The organism is Streptomyces atratus, from assembly GCF_014648655.1.
Classification (GTDB): Bacteria; Actinomycetota; Actinomycetes; order Streptomycetales; family Streptomycetaceae; genus Streptomyces; species Streptomyces atratus.
Genome location: NZ_BMRN01000007.1, coordinates 87,940 through 106,489 on the forward strand (window position 1 = coordinate 87,940; position 18,550 = coordinate 106,489).

An 18,550-nucleotide genomic window follows, 5' to 3' on the forward strand; every position below is an offset into this window, starting at 1 on the left:
GTTTGGTAGGTTAACGTACGAGCACGAGGACCGTCGAGGATCCGCGGGCCGAGACCGAGGAGGCGCGGGCGTGAGCGCACCGCAGTACGTACCCGGACACGGCCTGCTGGCCGGCCGCGGCGCCGTCGTCACCGCAGCCGCGGGCGCCGGAATCGGCGGCGCCACCGCCCGTAAATTCCTTGAGGAGGGCGCCCGCGTCGTCATCGGCGACGCGCACGCGCGCCGGCTGAAGGAGACCGAGCAGGCGTTCGCCGAGGAGTTCGGCGCGGACCAAGTCGCGTCACTGCCCTGCGACGTCACCGACGAGACCCAGGTCCAGGCACTCTTCGCGCTCGCCGAACAGACCCACGGCGGCCTCGACATCGTCGTCAACAACGCCGGCCTCGGCGGCACCGCCGAACTCACCGAGATGACCGACGAACAGTGGACCAAGGTCCTCGACGTCACCCTGAACGGCACCTTCCGCTGCACCCGGGCCGCCCTGCGCTCGCTCAAGGCGGCGGGCCGCGGCGGCATCGTCGTCAACAACGCCTCTGTCGTCGGCTGGCGCGCCCAGAGCGGCCAGGCCCACTACGCCGCCGCCAAGGCGGGCGTCATGGCGCTCACCCGGTGCGCCGCGATCGAGGCCGCCGAGTACGGCGTACGCGTCAACGCCGTCGCCCCCAGCCTCGCCATGCACCCGCACCTGGTGAAGGTCACCTCCGCCGAACTCCTCGACGAACTGACCGAGAAGGAGGCATTCGGCCGCTATGCCGAGCCGTGGGAGATCGCCAACGTCATCGTCTTCCTCGCCAGCGGCTACTCCTCATACATGACGGGCGAAGTCGTCTCCGTCAGCAACCGGCATGCCTGACGGGAGGACGGCCGGGCGGAGAATGGGCGGGTGCCTACCAAGAAGAAGCCCCAGGTGACCCCCTCGCCCGAGCGTCGCCGCGAACTGCTCGCCACCGCCGCCGAGGTGTTCGCCGCGCAGGGTTACAACGCCACCACCGTCCGCAAGATCGCGGACGCGGCCGGGATGCTCGCGGGCAGCCTCTACTACCACTTCGATTCCAAGGAATCGATGATCGACGAGATCCTCTCGACCTTCCTCACCGAACTCTGGGACGGGTACGACGCGGTGCTGGCCGCCGGACTCGGTCCCCGGGAGACCATCGAGGCCCTCGTCACCGAGTCCTTCCGGGAGATCGACCGGCACCGCGCCGCCGTCGCGATCTACCAGAAGGAGTCCAGGCACCTGGCCACCCAGCCGCGCTTCCAGTACCTCGCCGACTCCCAGCAGAAGTTCGAGAAGGCCTGGCTCGGCACGCTGGAACGCGGCGTCGCCGACAAGACCTTCCGCGCCGACCTCGACATCCGCCTCACCTACCGCTTCGTCCGCGACACCGTCTGGGTCGCGGCGTCCTGGTACCGGCCGGGCGGACAGCACAGCCCCGAGGAGATCGCCCGCCAGTACCTCTCGATGGTTCTGGACGGCATCGCCCTCGACACCTGACCCCACCCGAGCTCACCGAGGAGCAGAAGTCATGGCCGAGGCATACATCGTCGAAGCGGTACGCACTCCGGTCGGCCGGCGCAAGGGAGGACTCGGCTCGGTCCACCCCGCCGACCTCGGCGCCCATGTCATCAAGGCCCTCGTCGAGCGGACCGGAATCGACCCGGCGGCCGTCGAGGACGTGGTCTTCGGCTGCCTCGACACCGTCGGACCGCAGGCCGGTGACATCGCCCGCACCTGCTGGCTGGCGGCCGGACTGCCCGAGGAGGTCCCCGGCGTCACTGTCGACCGCCAGTGCGGCTCCTCCCAGCAGGCCGTGCACTTCGCCGCCCAGGGCGTCCTCTCCGGCACCCAGGACCTCGTCGTCGCGGGCGGCACGCAGAACATGACGCAGATCCCGATCGCCTTCGCCTCCCGTCAGGCCGCCGAGCCCCTCGGCCTGACGGGAGGCCCGTACGCGGGCAGCGAGGGCTGGCGTGCCCGGTACGGCGACGCACCGGTCAACCAGTTCCACGGCGCCCAGCTGATCGCCGAGAAGTGGGGCATCAGCCGCCGCGACATGGAGGAGTTCGCCCTCCGCTCCCACCGGCGTGCGATCCGCGCCATCGACGAGGGCCGCTTCGTGCGCGAGATCGTCGCCTACGGCGACGTCACCATCGACGAGGGGCCGCGTCGCGACACCACCCTGGAGAAGATGGCGGGCCTCAAGCCGGTCCTGGAGGGCGGCACGATCACCGCCGCCTGCTCCTCGCAGGTCTCCGACGGGGCCGCCGCCATGCTCATCGCCTCCGAGCGTGCCGTGGCCGAGCACGGTCTCACCCCGCGCGCCCGCATCCACCACCTGTCGGTGCGCGGCGAGGACCCGATCCGCATGCTTTCGGCGCCGATCCCGGCCACCGCGCACGCGCTCAAAAAGAGCGGAATGACCATCGACGACATCGACCTGGTCGAGATCAACGAGGCATTCGCCCCGGTCGTCCTGGCCTGGCTGAAAGAAACCGGAGCCGACCCGGACAAGGTCAACGTCAACGGCGGCGCGATCGCCCTTGGCCACCCGCTCGGCGCAACCGGTACAAAATTGATGACGACGCTGCTGCACGAGCTGGAGCGCACCGGCGGCCGCTACGGGCTGCAGACCATGTGCGAGGGCGGCGGCCAGGCGAACGTGACGATCATCGAACGGCTCTGACCCCCGCCACGGCCCCTGGCCGGCCCACTGACCAGGTCACCGAACCGCTCCGACAGGGCCCGGGAACAAGTTTCGGCAGAGTTCCGAGCTCGCTCCGGGCCAGTTACCCCAAGGGCCCGGGCAAAAATCCGCCGGCCGGCGGCGCGGCGTGTTCCACCGCCGGTCGGCAGAACGTGCTACGGTTGCCGAGTTGCAGTTTTGGTACCCATGAACTTTATGTGCGCCTGACGGGAATGCTTCCTCAGGCGCATTATTGTTTTCCGGCTTTCTCCGGATGGGGCTCAATGCGGCGACTTGGAATTCGTAAAGTGCGGATTTCCGGCACTGCACCTCTTTTAGGAGATTGACATGGCTACTGGAACCGTGAAGTGGTTCAACTCGGAAAAGGGCTTCGGCTTCATCGAGCAGGACGGCGGCGGCGCCGACGTCTTCGCCCACTACTCCAACATCGCCACCTCGGGCTTCCGTGAGCTCCAGGAGGGCCAGAAGGTCTCCTTCGACGTCACGCAGGGCCAGAAGGGCCCGCAGGCGGAGAACATCGTCCCGGCCTAATTGCCGGACGCGTACCTCGCAGCCGGGGCCCGCACCGTGAAGGTGCGGGTCCCGGCTTGTGCTGTCCCGGGACATGACGAAGAAGCATCCGCTGTCCCGCAGTACTCCCCAGCAGTCCCACGCAGTTCCCAGGAATCCCTAGGAATCCTCAGGAATCCCCCAGGAGGGCAATTCCGTATGACCCGCTCCGAACGCCAGGACCGACCCGCCCGCAACCGCCCGTCGAGGGGGCGCGGCACGGCCCCGGCAAAGGCAACCGCTAAGGGTTCCGGCAAGGGATCCGGCAAGGCGTCGCCCCGTCGCAGGGCCACGCCGCCGCAGGGCGAATTCGCCCTGCCCGAAACCATGACCCCCGCACTGCCCGCCGTCGAGGCGTTCGCCGAGCTGGACATGCCCGCAGCCCTGCTGAAAACCCTTGCCGCGCAGGGCGTCACCGATCCGTTCCCGATCCAGGGCGCCACCCTGCCGAACTCGCTCGCCGGCCGCGACATCCTCGGCCGCGGCCGCACCGGGTCCGGCAAGACCCTCGCCTTCGGCCTCGCGCTGCTGGCCCGCACCGGCGGACGGCGCGCGGAGCCGCGCGCCCCGCTCGCACTGGTCCTCGTCCCGACCCGTGAGCTCGCCCAGCAGGTCACCGACGCGCTGACGCCGTACGCGACGTCCGTGAACCTGCGCCTGGCCACCGTCGTCGGTGGCATGTCGATCAGCAAGCAGTCCGGCACGCTGCGCCGCGGCGCCGAGGTGCTCGTCGCCACGCCCGGACGGCTGAAGGACCTCATCGAGCGCGGCGACTGCCGCCTCGACCAGGTCGCCATCACCGTCCTCGACGAGGCCGACCAGATGGCGGACATGGGCTTCATGCCGCAGGTCGTCGCGCTGCTCAAGCAGGTCGAGCCGGACGGTCAGCGGATGCTCTTCTCCGCGACCCTGGACAAGAACATCGACCGGCTGGTCAAGATGTTCCTGACCGACCCGGTCGTGCACTCGGTCGACCCGTCCGCGGGCGCGGTCACCACCATGGAGCACCATGTGCTGCACGTGGCCGACGAGACCGACAAAAAGGCCGTCGCCACCAGGATCGCCGCCCGCGACGGCCGGGTGATCATGTTCGTGGACACCAAGCGTGCCGCCGACCGCTTCGCCAAGCGGCTGCTCGCCAGCGGTGTACGGGCTGCCGCCCTGCACGGCGGGCGTTCGCAGCCGCAGCGCAACCGGACGCTGGACCAGTTCAAGAACGGCCAGGTCACCGCACTCGTCGCGACGAATGTGGCGGCGCGCGGCATTCATGTCGACGACCTGGACCTGGTCGTGAACGTGGACCCGCCGACCGATCACAAGGACTATCTCCACCGTGGCGGGCGCACGGCGCGTGCCGGGGAGTCCGGCAGCGTCGTCACCCTGGTACTGCCCGAGGAGAAGCGGGAGATGACCCGGCTGATGGCCGATGCGGGCATCGCTCCGCGGACCACCCGGATCAAGTCCAGCGACGAGGAACTCACCCGGATCACCGGGGCCCGTGAGCCGTCCGGCGTCGCGATCGTCATCGAGGTCCCCCAGCCGACCCCGCCGAAGCCGCGCACGCGGTCGGGCGGGGCCGCGGCCGGTGGCGCGGGCTTCCGCTCGGGCAGCCGCGGCCGGGGCCGGCGCGGTGGTGCCGGGCAGGGCGGTGCCGGTGAAGGCCGGGGCGCGGGGGGTTCCTCCGCCCGTGGCGGCGGTGCGGGCGGCTCGGCTCGTGGCGCTGGTTCCGGTGCCGCTGGTGGCCGTGGCGAGGCGCGCGGCGCCGGGTCCGGGCGTTCCGCGGCCGGGGCCGGACGTGGTGCGGCGGCGGGGCGTGGCCGCAGGGCCGCGTAGCGGTACGGATGACATGCGGTGACCGGATGTGTCCGGTCACCGCTCCGTCCTCGATCGCTGGCGATTTCGAGCCCGTCGAGCGGGTCTCTCCCATGCCCTTCGGACCATGGGTGAGATGGAGGACGGGACGGCAACCGGACGGACCCGGGCTTGCACTGCGCCACACCCTGCTCCTCAATCACCGGACGGGCTCATGGCGCCCGACACCGCGCCCAGCGCCGTGTAGGCCTCCTCCATCACCCGCTCCACCAGCTCCGCGCAGCTGGGCAGATCCTCGATCAGGCCCGCCACCTGGCCCGATGCCATCACGCCCAGATCCGTGCGGCCGTCGACCATGGACGCCTTCAGGAGCATCGGGGTGTTGGCGGCCAGCAGGACCTGGCTCCAGGACAGGTCCTTGCCGTGCTTCATCGCGAGACCGTCGCGCACCATCCGGGACCAGCCGATTTTGGAGATCCGCCTGAATCCCGCCGCCCGGCGCACCGCCTGGGCCAACGCCCGGATCCGGCCCGCGTTCTCCAGCGCGGCGACCATCTCCGTACGCAGCATCCGGTGCGGGAGCCCGTCCACCGCCGTGGTGACCGTTACGTCCTTGACGCCCGCCGCCAAATAGCAGGCCTTCACCGCGTCCGGCACGGTCGAGTCCGACGTCAGCAGGAACCGCGTACCCATCGCGATGCCCGCCGCCCCGTACGCCAGCGCAGCGACCAGGCCCCGGCCGTCGTGGAAGCCGCCCGCCGCGATCACCGGGATGTCCACCGCGTCGGCAACCTGGGGCAGCAGCACGGTGGTTGCCACATCACCGGTGTGGCCGCCGCCCTCGCCGCCCTGCACGATCACCGCGTCCGCGCCCCACGCCGCGACCTTCTCGGCATGGCGCCGGGCACCTATCGACGGGATCACGACCACGCCTGAGTCCTTCAGCTCGGCGATGAGATCCTTCGAAGGGGCCAGCGCGAAGGACGCCACCTTCACGCCCTCGTCGACGATGATCCGTACCCGCTCGCGCGCATCACCGGCGTCTGCGCGCAGATTGACGCCGAACGGCTCGTCCGTGCGGGACTTGACCTCCCGTACCGCTGTCCGCAGCTGCTCCGCGGTCATCGTCGCGGAGGCCAGGATGCCGAGCGCGCCCGCGCGGGCCGTGGCGGAGACCAGGCGGGGGCCCGCGACCCAGCCCATGCCGGTCTGGACCACGGGGTGGCGGACGCCGACGAGATCGGTGAGTGCGGTCCGCATCAGACCCTGACCTCGCGGTTCCGGGTGCCCTTCGGGTCGATGACCTCGCGGATCAGGCCCAGCTCCTCGGCGGTCGGCTCCCGGGTGTACGGGACGTCGTCCTCGATCGTGAGCGCGAAGCCGGTGGCCTCGCGGACCTCGTCGGCGGTGACGCCGGGGTGCAGTGAGGCGAGGCGCATCGAACGGTCCGGGGTCGCGAAGTCGAGGACGCCGAGATCGGTGACGACGCGCGGGATGCGGTGGTAGCGGGTCGCCGACGGACCGGCCGCCGCGGCACTGTCGTGACCGACCCCGCAGATCATGTCGACGCGCTCGACGAAGACCCGGGTGGAGTGCTTGGGCACCCAGTAACTGACCGGGTTGTTCAGGGTGTTGACGGGCGCGCCGCGTACGCCGAGGAGCTGGCGGGTGGGCTGTTCCCAGTCGCCGATGCAGGAGATGTTCTGGTTGCCGAACCGGTCGATCTGGCTCGCCCCCATCATCACGTGACGCCTGCCGCCCGTGACCATGGTGAGGTGTTGGCGGTACGGCAGCCAGCCCTCCGTCGTGCCGTCCGGGCCGACGATCAGCGCCTCGCCGTCGGTGAGCAGGAGATCGGGCGAGAAGGTTCGTCCGGCGAGCCGGGCGCCGACGGACGGGACGAGTCCCATCGGGCTGGCGAGCACCTCCCCGTTGCCGCGCCAGGCATCGGCGCAGGCGATCACGCAGTACTCGGCCCGGGTCACGCTCCGGTTGCTCACTTCTGCTCCTCGTGCCAGGTCTGGACGGCCGACTGATAGCTCTTCTCGTCGCCCTGTGCGGGCAGGAAGCGGTCACTGAAGGCCGCCCAGGCGTCGGGGTCGGCGGCCGCGGTCGCGTACGCCTTCTGGAACGCCTCGTCGCGCGGGTGGTCGGGGACGCAGGAGGTGAAGTGCGCGCCGTTCGGGGTCTCGACGACGCCGGTGACGGAGTGCCGCTTGACGAGAAGGGTCTGCGGGGCCGCCTTCTCGGTCAACTCGGCGGTTTCCACCAGGCGTTCGCAGGAGACGTACGCGTTGTCGGCGGCCTCGCAGAACAGGTCGTCGAAGTACGGGTCGGGGCCGAGGTACTGGCCGTTGCCGAACCGGTCGGCGCGGTTCATGTGGACCAGCGCCGCGTCCATCCGCAGGGCGGGCATCGCGACGAACTCCTCGCCGTCCGCGTACGGCGAAGTGACCGTACGCAGGCCCGGGTTGACCCGCATCACGTCCGAACCGATACCGGCGCGGACGGGGAGGAACGGCAGCCGGTTCGCGGCGGCGTGCAGCCCCCACATGAACATGGCCTCGTCGACCTCCATCAGCTCGAACGCGCCGCGCTGGCGGGCCGCCCTGAAGTGGGGTTCGAGCGGGATCGAGTCGAGTGTGGCGAAGGCGGCGACCAGTTTGCGGATCTTGCCGGCGGCGGCGAGCAGGCCGACGTCGGGGCCGCCGTACGAGACCACGGTGAGATCGGTGATCCCGGAGCGGAGCAGCGCCCGGACCAGTGCCATCGGCTTCCGGCGGGAGCCCCAGCCGCCGATGCCGATCGTCATCCCGCTGCTGAGGCGGGAGACGACGTCCTGCGCTGTCATGGTCTTGTCGGTCCTCATGCCGGTATCGATTCCGGTCACGGTCATGCCTCCTTGCCGAAGGTGTCGCGGACGCGGTCGGCGACACCGCTGAGATTGGCCTCGAAGGTGAAGCCCTGCTCGAAGCGGTAGCTGCGGTGTACGTCCACCGGGTCGATGCCGTTGATGGCGGCCTTGGCCAGCCGGATCAGATATCCGTCCTTACGGGCGATCTCGCCCGCCAACTCGACTGCTGTATCCAGGAGTTCATCGCGCGGTACAACTCTCCAGACCGAGCCGTGGGCGTGCAGTTCCGCGGCGGTGGCGGTGCGTGAGGTGTAGTACAGCGCGCGCATCAGGTGCTGCGGCACGAGCCGGGCGAGATGGGTGGCGGCGCCGAGCGCGCCCCGGTCCAGCTCGGGCAGGCCGAATGTCGCATCGTCGCTCGCCACGATCGCGTCCGCGTTGCCGATGAGGCCGATGCCGCCGCCGAGGCAGAAGCCGTTCACCGCGGCGACGACCGGGACCTCGCACTCGTACACGGCCGAAAACGCCTCGTAGCAGCCGCGGTTGGCGCCGATGAGGGCGGCGTGACCGGTGTCGCGCTGCATCTCCTTGATGTCGACGCCCGCGTTGAATCCACGCCCGGCGGCGGCCAGCACGACACAGCGGACCTCGGGATCGCGGCCCGCGGCACGGAGGGCGTCGGCGAGGTCGTACCAGCCCTGTACGGGCAGCGCGTTGACTGGCGGGTAGTCGACCGTGACGAGGCAGATGCCCTTGCCGGGACTTGCGGTGGAGACACCCATGGGCGAATCAGCTACCTTTCCACCAAACATTTGTTAGGTGTGGAAGGTAGCAGCCTGCCCCCGCATCGCCAACAAGGAGATGTGTGATGACCGCAAGCAGCGACGGACAGGACAGGGGAAGCGAAGGGGGAGACGGCGGAGGAAGCGTTGGTGGGCTGTGCGACGGACGCGTCGTGATCGTGACGGGTGCCGGGCGCGGGCTCGGCCGCGCCCACGCGCTCGCCTTCGCCGCCGAGGGGGCAAAGGTCGTGGTCAACGATCTCGGCGTCGGTCCGGGCGGGGACGGGGGCTCGGCCGGTCCGGCCCGGCAGGTGGTCGACGAGATCGTGGCGGCGGGCGGCGAAGCGGTCGCCCACGGGGGCGACATCGCCACGACGGAGGGGGCGGCGTCGCTGGTCGCTGCCGCGCTGGAGACCTTCGGGCGGCTGGACACGCTGGTCAACAACGCCGGATTCCTGCGCGACCGGATGCTGGTGAATCTGGACGAGGACGACTGGGACGCGGTGATGCGGGTCCATCTGAAGGGCCACTTCCTGCCACTGAAGCATGCCGCCGCGCACTGGCGGGCCGAGGCGAAGGCGGGCCGCGCGCCGGTGGCCCGGGTGGTCAACACAAGCTCCGGCGCGGGGCTGCTCGGGAGCGTCGGACAGGGCAATTACTCCGCTGCGAAGGCGGGCGTCGTGGGCCTGACGCTCGTCGCGGCCGCCGAGATGGGGCGGTACGGGGTCCAGGTCAACGCGATCGCCCCGGCGGCACGGACCCGGATGACCGAGCAGACGTTCGCGCAGACGATGGCGGCGCCGGGGGAGGGGGAGTTCGACGCGATGGCCCCCGAGAACGTGTCCCCGCTGGTGGTGTGGCTCGGCTCGGCCGCGAGCGACGGGGTGACCGGGCGGGTCTTCGAGGCGGAGGCCGGCCGGATCACGGTCATGGAGGGCTGGCGCCCCGGTCCCACCGCGGACCGGGGGGCGCGGTGGGCACCGGCCGAGGCGGGGGAAGCGGCACGGAAGCTCCTGTCGGAGGCGGAGCCGGCGCAGCCGGTGTACGGGGCGAAATCCAGCCGCCGGCGAGGCTGACCATTCATTCCCTCCGGCGTTCGGGGTGCGGGGTTCCGGGGGCGGGCGCCTGCTGCGGGCTTTCCCCCGCCCCTTCCCGCAGTCCCGGTTGCTTCAGGTGCTGCAGTCCAGGACCGTCCGGCACAACCCGCACCGGGCCCGTACCCGGCCGCGTACCGGAACGCGGATGCGCTGGTGGCAGGTGGGGCAGGCGAAGGAGACCCGGAGTCCTTGCGGGCCGTTCTCGAAGGTGTACGGGGCGTCGGGGCCCGGGGCCGCCCTCGCACCCGGATGGTCCTGGGCGTACCGCCGGTCCTTGGCGTAGCGGTGCCGGCCCGCCCAGCCGGCCGCCGCGAGGGGCGGCTGCCGGGTGTCACGGAGGGCCTGGGCCCGCCCCTTCGTGTACGCCGTGTAGGCCTGCGGACTCGTGAACCACGGGGAGGGATCCTCGTCGAAGGCGAACGCCCGCTTGGCGAGGACGTATCCGAACTCCTCCGGGGTGAGATAGCCGAGCTTCTGGCTGGAGACGGCGTCCTCGCGGAAGGCGTCCAGCAGCAGCCAGCCCGCGCCCAGATACGTCGTCGCGGTGTCGGTGAGGATCTCGTTGTCGCGCGTACCGGGGAACTCCAGGTCGAGGCGGTGCAGCAGCACATGCATGACCTCGTGCGAGAGCGCGGCGCCGATGTCCCTGCGATGGGTGCGGAAGCGGTCGTTGAGTTCGATGAAGTACTCGGGCCCCGCGGCGAGTTCGACACCGGCGGCGTGTTCCATCGCCCGGAAGCCGACGATCATGCGGGCGTCCGGCAGGTGCAGATGCTGGACCATGGCCCGCGCCACCCGCTGGGCGCCGAGGTACAGATCGTCCTGGTCGGAGAAGGCGGCGTCGGCGGGGGCGAGGCTCGTGGCGTAGCCGCGGACACCGTCGTACGACAGCCTCCGGTACAGCGCCGTGATCGCGGACCGGACGGTGTCGAGATGAGGGAAGCCGTGGACGACCGGACTTCCGCCGCCCCGGCCGTGGTCCTGGCTGTTGTCCCGGCTGCTGTCCGTCACGTCCCGCCCCCATTCGCGACGATCGACCGGTCTCCACTGTAGCCGCAACGACGTGAGTGATCTTGGCCGAAAAGTGAACCTTGTGGGGGTCGTGATCACTTCCCGATAATCCGAATCATGTCTTTGTCGGGGGCATGACCAATGGGGCTGTGCTGCCCGTGGCCAGAACCCCGGGCGAGGGCACGTACACCCACGCGCAACCCCCCACAAGAACCCCCCACGAGAGAAGGCAATCCGTTGAAGCAGCTTCTGCGCGCCGTGAAGAGATGCTCCGTCATAGCCGCGGTGGTCCTCGCGGCCGTCAGCCTCCAGCCCGCCGGAGCGTCCGCGGCCCCCACCCCGGTCGTCGGCGGAACCCGCGCCGCCCAGGGTGAATTCCCGTTCATGGTCCGGCTGTCGATGGGCTGTGGCGGCGCTCTCTACGCCAAGAACATCGTCCTCACCGCCGCGCACTGTGTGGACGGTTCGGGCAACAACACCTCCATCACCGCCACCGCGGGCGTCGTCGACCTCCAGTCGTCCAGCGCGATCAAGGTCAAGTCCACCAAGGTCCTCCAGGCCCCTGGCTACAACGGCATGGGCAAGGACTGGGCGCTGATCAAGCTCGCCAAGCCCATTGACCTGCCCACCCTGAAGATCGCCACCAACACCACGTACAACAACGGCACCTTCACCATCGCAGGCTGGGGCGCCGCCACCGAGGGCGGAAGCCAGCAGCGGTATCTGCTGAAGGCCACCGTGCCGTTCGTCTCCGACGCCGACTGCCAGGGCGCATACGGCAGCGACCTCGTCCCCGGCGAAGAGATCTGTGCCGGGCTGCTCGACACGGGCGGCGTGGACACCTGCCAGGGCGACTCCGGCGGCCCCATGTTCCGCAAGGACAACGCCGGAGCCTGGATCCAGGTGGGCATCGTCAGCTGGGGCCAGGGCTGCGCCGAGCCCGGCTACCCGGGTGTGTACAGCGAGGTCTCGACGTTCGCCGCCAACATCGCCTCCGCGGCAGCCACGCTCTGACGCCCCGGCCGGCCCCACCGCATCAGCTCTGAGCACCCCCGGGTGTGCCCGTCCGGACGGGCACACCCGGACCCAGCTCCACCCACGGATCCCCGGCGCCCTCCATCTCCAGCACCCACACCTCGTTGGCGCCCTCCCGCAGCACCGGACCCGGCACATACAGTGTCCGCTGCGGACCCGCCGACCAGTACCGGCCCAGACAGAAACCGTTCACCCACACGAACCCGCGCGTCCAGCCCGGCAGTTCGAGCCCCGCGTGATCCGGAAGACCCGCGAGTCCCGACTCCGCCGAATCGAACGAACCCCGGTACAGCCCCGCACGGCCCCGCTCGGCGACCCCTCCGAAAGGCACCGCGTCCACCGCACCCGGCTCCTCGAAGGCGGCCAGCCGCAGTCCCCGCGCCCGTACCCCGTGCAGATACTGCCGTTCGTGCCGGACGCCGCCCGTGATGCCCTTCGGCTCACCCAGCCGCGGCCCGTAATTGACCCGGCCCAGCGACTCCACCCACAGCTCGACCTCCGCGGGCCCGGCCACCGGCTCGTCGAGGGTGGCGTTCTCGCCGCTCAGCACACCTTGCCGGACGCCGTTCACATACACCACCGCACGGTCCCGGAGCCCGGACACACCCAGCGCGTACGGGCGTCGCAAACCCGGAACGGTGACCTCGTACCGCACCAGACCCCGGTCCACGCCCAGTTCCTCGAACGTCGGCGGAACACCGGATTCCGCCCGTTCCGGGTCGCCCAGCACCTCCAGGGCCACCGACAGGGGCGCCCACTCGGTCAGCTCCGCCCGCACCGGCGCCGGGGGCCCGACCGGCTCCGGCGGCAGCTGGGGAAGCGGACCGTCCGCAAACTCCGCCAGGACCTTCCGGAACAGCCAGAACTTCTCCGTCGGCCGCCCGTACTCGTCGATCGGCGCATCGTAGTCGTACGACGTCACCGTCGGCTGAAGATCCTGGTCCTGCACCGGACCCGAGCGGTTCGCCCCCGCCCAGCCCGCAAAATTCGTCCCCCCGTGCGCCATGTAGACATTCACCGACGCCCCGCACTCCAGAATCTCCCGCAGGGCCTTTGCGGCCTCCGCCGGATCCCGTACCGCCGGCGCAGCACCCCAGTGCTCGAACCACCCGCACCAGAACTCCATGCACATCAGCGGCCCCTTCGGCTGATGGCGGCGCAGCACCTCGAACGCCTCCCGCGCACCCGACCCGAAGTTCACCGTGGCGAGCAGCCCCGGCACGGAGCCGCCGGTGAGCATGTGGTCCTCCGGCCCGTCGGAGGTGAACAGCGGCACGGTCACCCCGCGCTCCCGCAGCATCCCGGCCACCCGCTGCAGATAGACCCGATCAGTGCCGTAGCTCCCGTACTCGTTCTCCGCCTGAACCATGATCACCGGGCCGCCGCGTCCGATCTGCCGCTGCACCACCTGCGGCAGCAGCGCCGTGAACCACCGCTCCACGGCGCCCAGATACTCCTCGTCACGGGTCCGTACCCGTCGCCCGAACCGCCCTGTCACCCAGGCCGGCAGACCACCGTTCTCCCACTCGGCACAGATGTACGGACCCGGGCGGACGATCGCCCACAGCCCGGCCCGCTGCGCCGCGTCCAGGAACCGGCCCAGCGCCGCCACGTCCCGGAAGCGGCCGGGCTGCGGCTCATGGAGATTCCACGGCACATATGTCTCGACACAGTTGAGACCCATGGCGCGCAGCATCGACAGCCGGTGGTCCCACTGCGCCTCGTGGACCCGGAAATAGTGCAGGGCCCCCGACAGCAGCCGTACGGGCTTCCCGTCGAGCCGGAAGTGGTCGTCCCCCACGGTGAAGTCAGCCATCGTGCTCGTACTCTCCTGTGCGTGCGGTCCCACGGGGCCGCCCCGCCCAGGGGTCGCACGACGGCACGCACCACGGAGCGGGCGAACCCGGGAGGAATGTTGCAACCAACCTTTGCCCCCTGGCGTGCGGCCGGTCCATGGACAAAGATCACTGCTGTTTGGACACAATTGTTCGGACGCGAACTGTTTCGGACCAACACCGAAGAAAAAAGGGGGAGGAAGGAAGGCCGATGTACCACACCTGGATGCGCTTCTTCACTCCCAGCCCGCTCCACCACCGGCTGGGCCTCGTCTGTCTGGGCGTGGGGCTGCAGCACGGCGCCCTGCCGACGGTCGGCCCGCGCACCCTGGACCACCACGTGGCCGTCGTCATCAACTCCGGCAGCGGCTGGTTCATCGGAGCCGACGGCCGCCGGGTGCCGGTCATCGCACCCAGCCTGATCTGGCTGACCCCCGGCACCCCGCACCACTACGGCGCCGATCCGGGCACCGGCTGGGACGAGAGCTTCGTCGACTTCACCGGCCCCGCCACCGCCACGTACACCGAGCTCGGCTACATCGAACCGGACCGCCCGCTCGTCCCGCTCGCCGACACGGCGGGTCCCCGCGCCGCGGTGGGGCGGATGGTGCGCGCGGCACGGCGCGGCAACCCGTTGCTGGAGGTCGAGACCGGCGCCGCCGTGCACGAACTCCTCGTCGCCCTGCGCCGGGCCCGCGCCGATGTCAGCCCCGACGGCGACCCGGTCCTGCAGGCCCTCGCCCGCGACGCCTTCCAGCCGCTCTCCGTCGCCGAGCACGCGGCCCGGCACGGAATGACACCCGCCGAACTGCGCACGGCGGTGCGGCGGGGCGCGGGCTGCAGCCCGAAGGACTACCTCCTCGGCATCCGGCTCGGCCGCGCCAAGGAGCTCCTCGCCGCCACCGACCTGCCGGTCGCCGCGGTCGCCCGACGCGTCGGCTACGACGACCCGGCGTACTTCTCCCGCCTTTTCGCCCGCCGGGTCGGCACCGCCCCGGTCCGGTTCCGCGATCAGCAGGGCCGCAGCGTCCCGGGCGGCTGGAGCGACCAGGTCCCGGACCCGGAACACCCACCGACGATCACCCCCCTGGGCCCGGCCCTCTGAGACCGACCGGCAAATGGAGGGCGGCGTCCGCCCCGCCTTTGCCGGTCGGTCTAAGCTCGCTGACCATGACCACGAGGGACATCGACGAGTCCGTGAGCGCGGAACTGAACCGGCTGCGCGAGAGCATCGACAACATTGACGCCGCTGTTGTCCATATGCTCGCCGAGCGCTTCAAGTGCACTCAGCAGGTCGGCCACCTCAAGGCCGCCCACCAGCTCCCCCCGGCCGACCCGGCCCGCGAGAGCCGGCAGATCGCCCGGCTGAGGCAGCTGGCGGAGAGCGCGCATCTGGATCCGGCCTTCGCGGAGAAGCTGCTGAACTTCATCGTGGCGGAGGTCATCCGCCACCATGAACGGATCGCGGAGGAGTCGGCGACGAACGGGGAGACCGGCGCCGGGTCGTGAACGGGGCCGGAGGCTGATCCCTGCGGGCCGACAGCCGAGGCGGTCACCACCGGGGGCGCTCCCGGTGGTCGGGGGAGTGGGGGACTGGCGGTAATCGCTCTCCACTTCTCGTTCTCTCATTGAGCCGAGGGCGGTTCGCCTTGAGCCGAGGGCGGTTCGCCCGCCCGGTGCGACGGATACGGGCCGGACCGCCCGGCCGGCCGCTTGCGCCTCGACCACGCCACCCAGGCACTCACCAGCAGACCGAGTCCCGTTGCCAGGACGACGAGCCCGGCCGAGGCCGACTCGTTGACATGGTCCCCGTTGCCCTCCGGCGTGGGCAGCCCGGCGGCCGCGTAGTGCGGCAGGAGCAGCAGTCCCGCTCCCACCAGGGCGGGCACCGCCCAGCCGACGCTTTCGCGGCGCGAGGACCGGGCGGACACCAGAGCACCCACCGTCAGAAGCACCGCGCAGCCCAGTGCCGGCAGCACCGTGTAGGTCAGCCATTCGGACAGCAATGGCCGCCAGTACCACTCCGATTCGGGCCTCGGCCCGTCGAAGTAGTACAGGGTCCGCGGCTGTGGCGCACCCATGAAGTCCCGGACCGACCCGGGGACCAGCCCGCCCAGCAGCCCGCCGCCGAAGACCAGCCCGGCGAAACGCGCAGCCCCGCTGTCCTCCGTCCGGTAGGACGCCCGGCCGATCCGGAGGCTCGACACGGCACACCAGCCGGCCAGCAGCCCCAGGAACACACCCTTGACCGCGCCATAACCGATCGGAGTCCACACGTTCCAGGGGTAGTTCTCCATGTGCGCGGCGCGCCGGCTCCCCGCGATACACCAGGCAACCGCACCCGCCGCCACTCCCCATGGCACGACCCCCACGGCCCGCCGCCGTGCGACGTCCGCGCCCGTCCCCGCCTCGCGCACCGCTTCGGACACTGTCTGCCCCATATGGTCCACCTGCCCCGATACTCCCGCCGAGCCCGGTTGTCGTTGATGATGCGGCTCTGTGATGCGTTCGGTCAGAGCTCTCTCGTCTTGGCCTGATCAGCGAGGTGCGTGCAGGCCTGTGATCATCATGTGGATCAACAGGTCGTAACTCTCGTCCAGCTTCTCCGGGAGCCCGAACGCGCCCTCGGTCTCCAGAACTGCGAAGCCGTGGACGGCCGCGCGCAGGCAGCGGGCTGCGTGGATCGCGGCGGAGTCCGCCATTCCATACGCGCGGAAAGTGGCGAGCAAGATGTTGATCAGCCGTGTTCCGGCCTCGACCGTGCGTGGCTCGGGCGTCTGGATCAGCGCCGAGTAGCGGTGCGGGTGCCGCAGCGCATAGTGCCGCCAGGCCATCATGACCGCGCGGATCGCCTCGTCGGCAGAGCGGCCCAGCACGGCCTCACCGACCTGGTCCGCGATCTCGTTCATGATCCGCGCCGACACGAGGCTGCGCAGCTCGGCCAGATTGCGCACGTGCTTGTAGAGGGACGGGGTGGCGACGCCTGCCCGGCCGGCCACCGCCGACAAGGTCAGGGCGGCGGGGCCTTTTTCGTCGATGATCAGCAGCGCGACATCGACGACGGCATCCGTGGTGAGCGCTGCCCTAGCCACGCGCGCCGACCTTGAGGAAGGCCAGGATGGCCGTGGCGACTTCGTCCGGGAACTGGACGTGCGCGTAGTGGCCGGCTCCCTCGATCATCTCGAGCCGGCCGAGCCCTGCGGGCATGTCGGCCACGATGCCCTCTCCCTCGGCCCTGGGGTCGGCCCAGTCGGGGTCGAGCGTGCCCTCGATGACCAGGGCGGGGCACTGGATGGCGTCGAGACAGGCACCGGCGTCCGTGGGCGCGGACATGCCCATCTTGCTGACGACGGCCATCCGGCCGGGCCTGCGCAGGTCGGCGTCGAGGGTGGCGACATGGCCGGCGTAGCCGGCGGGCTTGACGCCCGGGTAGGCATGGTCGAGGTAGCGCTTCCACAGTCCGACGCTGCGCAGCAGGCCGGCGCCCATGAGCAGGCTCATGCCCTTGCGGTAGCGGGCGTGGGACATCAGAGCGCTCGGGCTGATCTTCTGTGCGCGGGTGAACGGGCTGATCTCGACGATGGCGCTGACCAGTTCGGGCTCCTGGGCCGCGGCGATGGTGGCGGCGCCGCCGGCGAAGGAGTGGCCCACGACGACGGCGGGGCCGCCCAGGTGCCTGATCAGGGCGAGGATGTCGGCCGCTGCGTCGGTGCGGGTGTAGGACGCCCAGCCGGTGCTGGACTCACCGTGGCCGCGCTGGTCCATGACGGCGACCCGCAGTCCGGCCGCCGCGAGCCGGGAGGCCACATCTCGGTAGGCCGCCCTGTTGTCGCCCATGCCGTGGGCCAGCACGATCAGCGGGCCCTCGCCGGTCACTTCGTACGCGAGCTGTCCGCTGCCGATCGTCAAGAACTCGGTCATGTCCACCCTCCGGGGCTAATGTCTATAGCCATAAAGCTAATGTGATTAGCCGTGTTCGTCAACACCTCGTGGACGGCACCCAGGGAGATCGGAACCCCGACTCCGATCCGGAGAGCCGACACCCCGCTCCTGCGCTGACGGCAACCCCACTCACGGGGTGATCCGAACGAAACTGCCTAGTGGCCGGTCGCGGTCGCAGCGGGCGCGGCCGGTGCGACGGGGATGAGCAGCGCGGTGATGTTGTCGTGCCCGCCTGCATCAAGGGCGCACCGGACCATCGACCGCGTGTCCTCCAGCAGGTCACTGCCGGCCGGCGACGCGGTCGGGCGGCGGGGGAGCACGCCCCGCAGTGCGGCGACATCGGGCAGATGACGCCACAGTCCATCGGTGCACAGCAGCAGCCGACCGGGCACCGAGGGCCGGTAGCTCCGGATGCGCGGTGCTGGTTCACCGGCGTCGGCTCCCAGCCACGCGGAGAGTGCCTCGTGCCGGCCCGTGTCGTCCTCGGTCAGCGCCATCCCTGGCCCTTCGTCCGGCAGCCAGTAGGCACGGCTGTCGCCGATCCAGGCACTCCAGATGCCTTCCGGGTCCGCGATACCGGCGACATACGTGCAGGCGGGTGCGGCATGCGCCGACGCCGCCAGGCCGACAACAGCGCGCGCCGCACGCCTGGCGGAGTCACCGAGCGCGATCTCCGGCAGAACACCTTCCCGCAGTCGCGCCGCCAGAACCGTCACGCCGACCTCGGCCGCGACCTGGGCCGCTCGCTCCGACCGTGGCGACATGGACACACCGTCGCAGACGACCCCGACCGTCCAACTGCCGACCGTGGACAGTGCCATCGCGTCCGCATTGATGCCGCGGTGCCGGCCGCGGTCGCTGATCCCTGCCGCACCGCCGTCCGTCGTGATCTCCACGCGCGAGCGAAACGACGGCTGGGCCGCACCGC

The 18,550-nt window shown here is 70.6% G+C and carries 19 protein-coding genes; 9 read left to right on the forward strand and 10 right to left on the reverse strand.

From position 1 onward, the window contains the following. Positions 1–70: 70 nt before the first annotated feature. The 5 genes from IEZ15_RS14285 (at position 71) to IEZ15_RS14305 (ending at position 5,087) form a co-directional block, all read left to right on the forward strand. Complete coding sequence (locus tag IEZ15_RS14285) at positions 71–853, forward strand: SDR family oxidoreductase (RefSeq protein ID WP_189277015.1); 783 nt, start codon at positions 71–73, stop codon at positions 851–853. A 30-nt stretch (positions 854–883) separates the two neighbouring features. After that, on the forward strand, positions 884–1,495 hold the full coding sequence (locus tag IEZ15_RS14290; RefSeq protein ID WP_114244008.1) for a TetR/AcrR family transcriptional regulator: 612 nt from the start codon (positions 884–886) through the stop codon (positions 1,493–1,495). 31 nt (positions 1,496–1,526) lie between these two features. Then, positions 1,527–2,684 carry an acetyl-CoA C-acetyltransferase gene (locus IEZ15_RS14295; RefSeq protein WP_189277017.1) on the forward strand — a complete coding sequence of 386 codons (1,158 nt, stop codon included), beginning with the start codon at positions 1,527–1,529 and terminating at the stop codon, positions 2,682–2,684. A gap of 348 nt (positions 2,685–3,032) precedes the next feature. Further along, positions 3,033–3,236 (forward strand): cold-shock protein, encoded by a 204-nt coding sequence (locus tag IEZ15_RS14300; RefSeq protein ID WP_003969786.1) that lies wholly within the window; start codon positions 3,033–3,035, stop codon positions 3,234–3,236. A gap of 177 nt (positions 3,237–3,413) precedes the next feature. After that, positions 3,414–5,087: a DEAD/DEAH box helicase gene (locus tag IEZ15_RS14305; RefSeq protein WP_114244006.1), complete on the forward strand. Its 1,674-nt coding sequence runs from the start codon at positions 3,414–3,416 to the stop codon at positions 5,085–5,087. Between the two features lie 174 nt (positions 5,088–5,261). Here IEZ15_RS14305 and IEZ15_RS14310 read toward each other — a convergent pair whose 3' ends face one another. From IEZ15_RS14310 to IEZ15_RS14325, 4 genes are read right to left on the reverse strand one after another with little or no spacing between them, the layout of a single operon-like run. Next, positions 5,262–6,326: an NAD(P)H-dependent flavin oxidoreductase gene (locus IEZ15_RS14310; RefSeq protein ID WP_189277019.1), complete on the reverse strand. Its 1,065-nt coding sequence runs from the start codon at positions 6,324–6,326 to the stop codon at positions 5,262–5,264. Beyond that, the gene (locus IEZ15_RS14315) at positions 6,326–7,066 is read right to left on the reverse strand and encodes a CoA-transferase subunit beta (protein ID WP_189277020.1); all 741 of its coding nucleotides are present in this window, start codon (positions 7,064–7,066) and stop codon (positions 6,326–6,328) included. Before IEZ15_RS14315 ends, IEZ15_RS14310 begins: the two co-directional genes overlap by 1 nt. Next, positions 7,063–7,935 carry a CoA transferase subunit A gene (locus tag IEZ15_RS14320; protein WP_114248930.1) on the reverse strand — a complete coding sequence of 291 codons (873 nt, stop codon included), beginning with the start codon at positions 7,933–7,935 and terminating at the stop codon, positions 7,063–7,065. Before IEZ15_RS14320 ends, IEZ15_RS14315 begins: the two co-directional genes overlap by 4 nt. Positions 7,936–7,958: 23 nt before the next feature. Continuing rightward, positions 7,959–8,702 carry an enoyl-CoA hydratase family protein gene (locus IEZ15_RS14325; protein ID WP_189277023.1) on the reverse strand — a complete coding sequence of 248 codons (744 nt, stop codon included), beginning with the start codon at positions 8,700–8,702 and terminating at the stop codon, positions 7,959–7,961. Positions 8,703–8,788: 86 nt separating this feature from the next. Between IEZ15_RS14325 and IEZ15_RS14330 the strand changes: the two genes are divergently transcribed. Further along, positions 8,789–9,778, forward strand: coding sequence for an SDR family oxidoreductase (locus IEZ15_RS14330; protein ID WP_189277025.1), 990 nt, complete (start codon positions 8,789–8,791; stop codon positions 9,776–9,778). Positions 9,779–9,871: 93 nt separating this feature from the next. On the opposite strand, the gene IEZ15_RS14335 is transcribed toward IEZ15_RS14330, so the two are convergent. Beyond that, positions 9,872–10,810, reverse strand: a complete 939-nt coding sequence (locus tag IEZ15_RS14335; protein ID WP_189277027.1) for a hypothetical protein — start codon at positions 10,808–10,810, stop codon at positions 9,872–9,874. A 237-nt stretch (positions 10,811–11,047) separates the two neighbouring features. On the opposite strand from IEZ15_RS14335, the gene IEZ15_RS14340 reads away from it, so the two are divergent. Continuing rightward, on the forward strand, positions 11,048–11,824 hold the full coding sequence (locus IEZ15_RS14340) for a S1 family peptidase (RefSeq protein ID WP_189277029.1): 777 nt from the start codon (positions 11,048–11,050) through the stop codon (positions 11,822–11,824). A gap of 22 nt (positions 11,825–11,846) precedes the next feature. On the opposite strand, the gene IEZ15_RS14345 is transcribed toward IEZ15_RS14340, so the two are convergent. Continuing rightward, complete coding sequence (locus tag IEZ15_RS14345) at positions 11,847–13,661, reverse strand: glycoside hydrolase family 35 protein (protein ID WP_114243999.1); 1,815 nt, start codon at positions 13,659–13,661, stop codon at positions 11,847–11,849. A gap of 230 nt (positions 13,662–13,891) precedes the next feature. Between IEZ15_RS14345 and IEZ15_RS14350 the strand changes: the two genes are divergently transcribed. Next, positions 13,892–14,785 carry a helix-turn-helix domain-containing protein gene (locus tag IEZ15_RS14350; RefSeq protein WP_189277030.1) on the forward strand — a complete coding sequence of 298 codons (894 nt, stop codon included), beginning with the start codon at positions 13,892–13,894 and terminating at the stop codon, positions 14,783–14,785. A 65-nt stretch (positions 14,786–14,850) separates the two neighbouring features. Beyond that, complete coding sequence (locus IEZ15_RS14355) at positions 14,851–15,189, forward strand: chorismate mutase (protein WP_114243997.1); 339 nt, start codon at positions 14,851–14,853, stop codon at positions 15,187–15,189. Between the two features lie 116 nt (positions 15,190–15,305). On the opposite strand, the gene IEZ15_RS14360 is transcribed toward IEZ15_RS14355, so the two are convergent. From IEZ15_RS14360 to IEZ15_RS14375, 4 genes are all read right to left on the reverse strand, one after another. Next, a complete protein-coding gene (locus tag IEZ15_RS14360) occupies positions 15,306–16,121 on the reverse strand; it encodes a hypothetical protein (RefSeq protein ID WP_189277032.1) in 816 nt (271 codons plus the stop codon). Positions 16,122–16,217: 96 nt separating this feature from the next. After that, entirely contained in the window at positions 16,218–16,772 is a 555-nt protein-coding gene (locus IEZ15_RS14365) for a TetR/AcrR family transcriptional regulator (RefSeq protein WP_189277034.1), read from the reverse strand. Continuing rightward, a complete protein-coding gene (locus tag IEZ15_RS14370) occupies positions 16,765–17,601 on the reverse strand; it encodes an alpha/beta fold hydrolase (protein ID WP_189277036.1) in 837 nt (278 codons plus the stop codon). The genes IEZ15_RS14365 and IEZ15_RS14370 overlap by 8 nt, the downstream gene beginning before the upstream one ends. A gap of 176 nt (positions 17,602–17,777) precedes the next feature. Further along, positions 17,778–18,518 carry a PP2C family protein-serine/threonine phosphatase gene (locus IEZ15_RS14375; RefSeq protein ID WP_189277038.1) on the reverse strand — a complete coding sequence of 247 codons (741 nt, stop codon included), beginning with the start codon at positions 18,516–18,518 and terminating at the stop codon, positions 17,778–17,780. Positions 18,519–18,550 lie beyond the last annotated feature (32 nt).

Excerpts from the sequence above, each read along its gene's own strand:
- IEZ15_RS14295 (WP_189277017.1), top strand. The coding sequence starts at position 1,527 with ATGGCCGAGGCATACATCGTCGAAGCGGTACGCACTCCGGTCGGCCGG.
- IEZ15_RS14300 (WP_003969786.1), top strand. The coding sequence starts at position 3,033 with ATGGCTACTGGAACCGTGAAGTGGTTCAACTCGGAAAAGGGCTTCGGC.
- IEZ15_RS14305 (WP_114244006.1), top strand. The coding sequence starts at position 3,414 with ATGACCCGCTCCGAACGCCAGGACCGACCCGCCCGCAACCGCCCGTCG.
- IEZ15_RS14310 (WP_189277019.1), bottom strand. The coding sequence starts at position 6,326 with ATGCGGACCGCACTCACCGATCTCGTCGGCGTCCGCCACCCCGTGGTC.
- IEZ15_RS14320 (WP_114248930.1), bottom strand. The coding sequence starts at position 7,935 with ATGAGGACCGACAAGACCATGACAGCGCAGGACGTCGTCTCCCGCCTC.
- IEZ15_RS14325 (WP_189277023.1), bottom strand. The coding sequence starts at position 8,702 with ATGGGTGTCTCCACCGCAAGTCCCGGCAAGGGCATCTGCCTCGTCACG.
- IEZ15_RS14330 (WP_189277025.1), top strand. The coding sequence starts at position 8,789 with ATGACCGCAAGCAGCGACGGACAGGACAGGGGAAGCGAAGGGGGAGAC.
- IEZ15_RS14345 (WP_114243999.1), bottom strand. The coding sequence starts at position 13,661 with ATGGCTGACTTCACCGTGGGGGACGACCACTTCCGGCTCGACGGGAAG.
- IEZ15_RS14350 (WP_189277030.1), top strand. The coding sequence starts at position 13,892 with ATGTACCACACCTGGATGCGCTTCTTCACTCCCAGCCCGCTCCACCAC.
- IEZ15_RS14355 (WP_114243997.1), top strand. The coding sequence starts at position 14,851 with ATGACCACGAGGGACATCGACGAGTCCGTGAGCGCGGAACTGAACCGG.
- IEZ15_RS14360 (WP_189277032.1), bottom strand. The coding sequence starts at position 16,121 with ATGGGGCAGACAGTGTCCGAAGCGGTGCGCGAGGCGGGGACGGGCGCG.
- IEZ15_RS14370 (WP_189277036.1), bottom strand. The coding sequence starts at position 17,601 with ATGACCGAGTTCTTGACGATCGGCAGCGGACAGCTCGCGTACGAAGTG.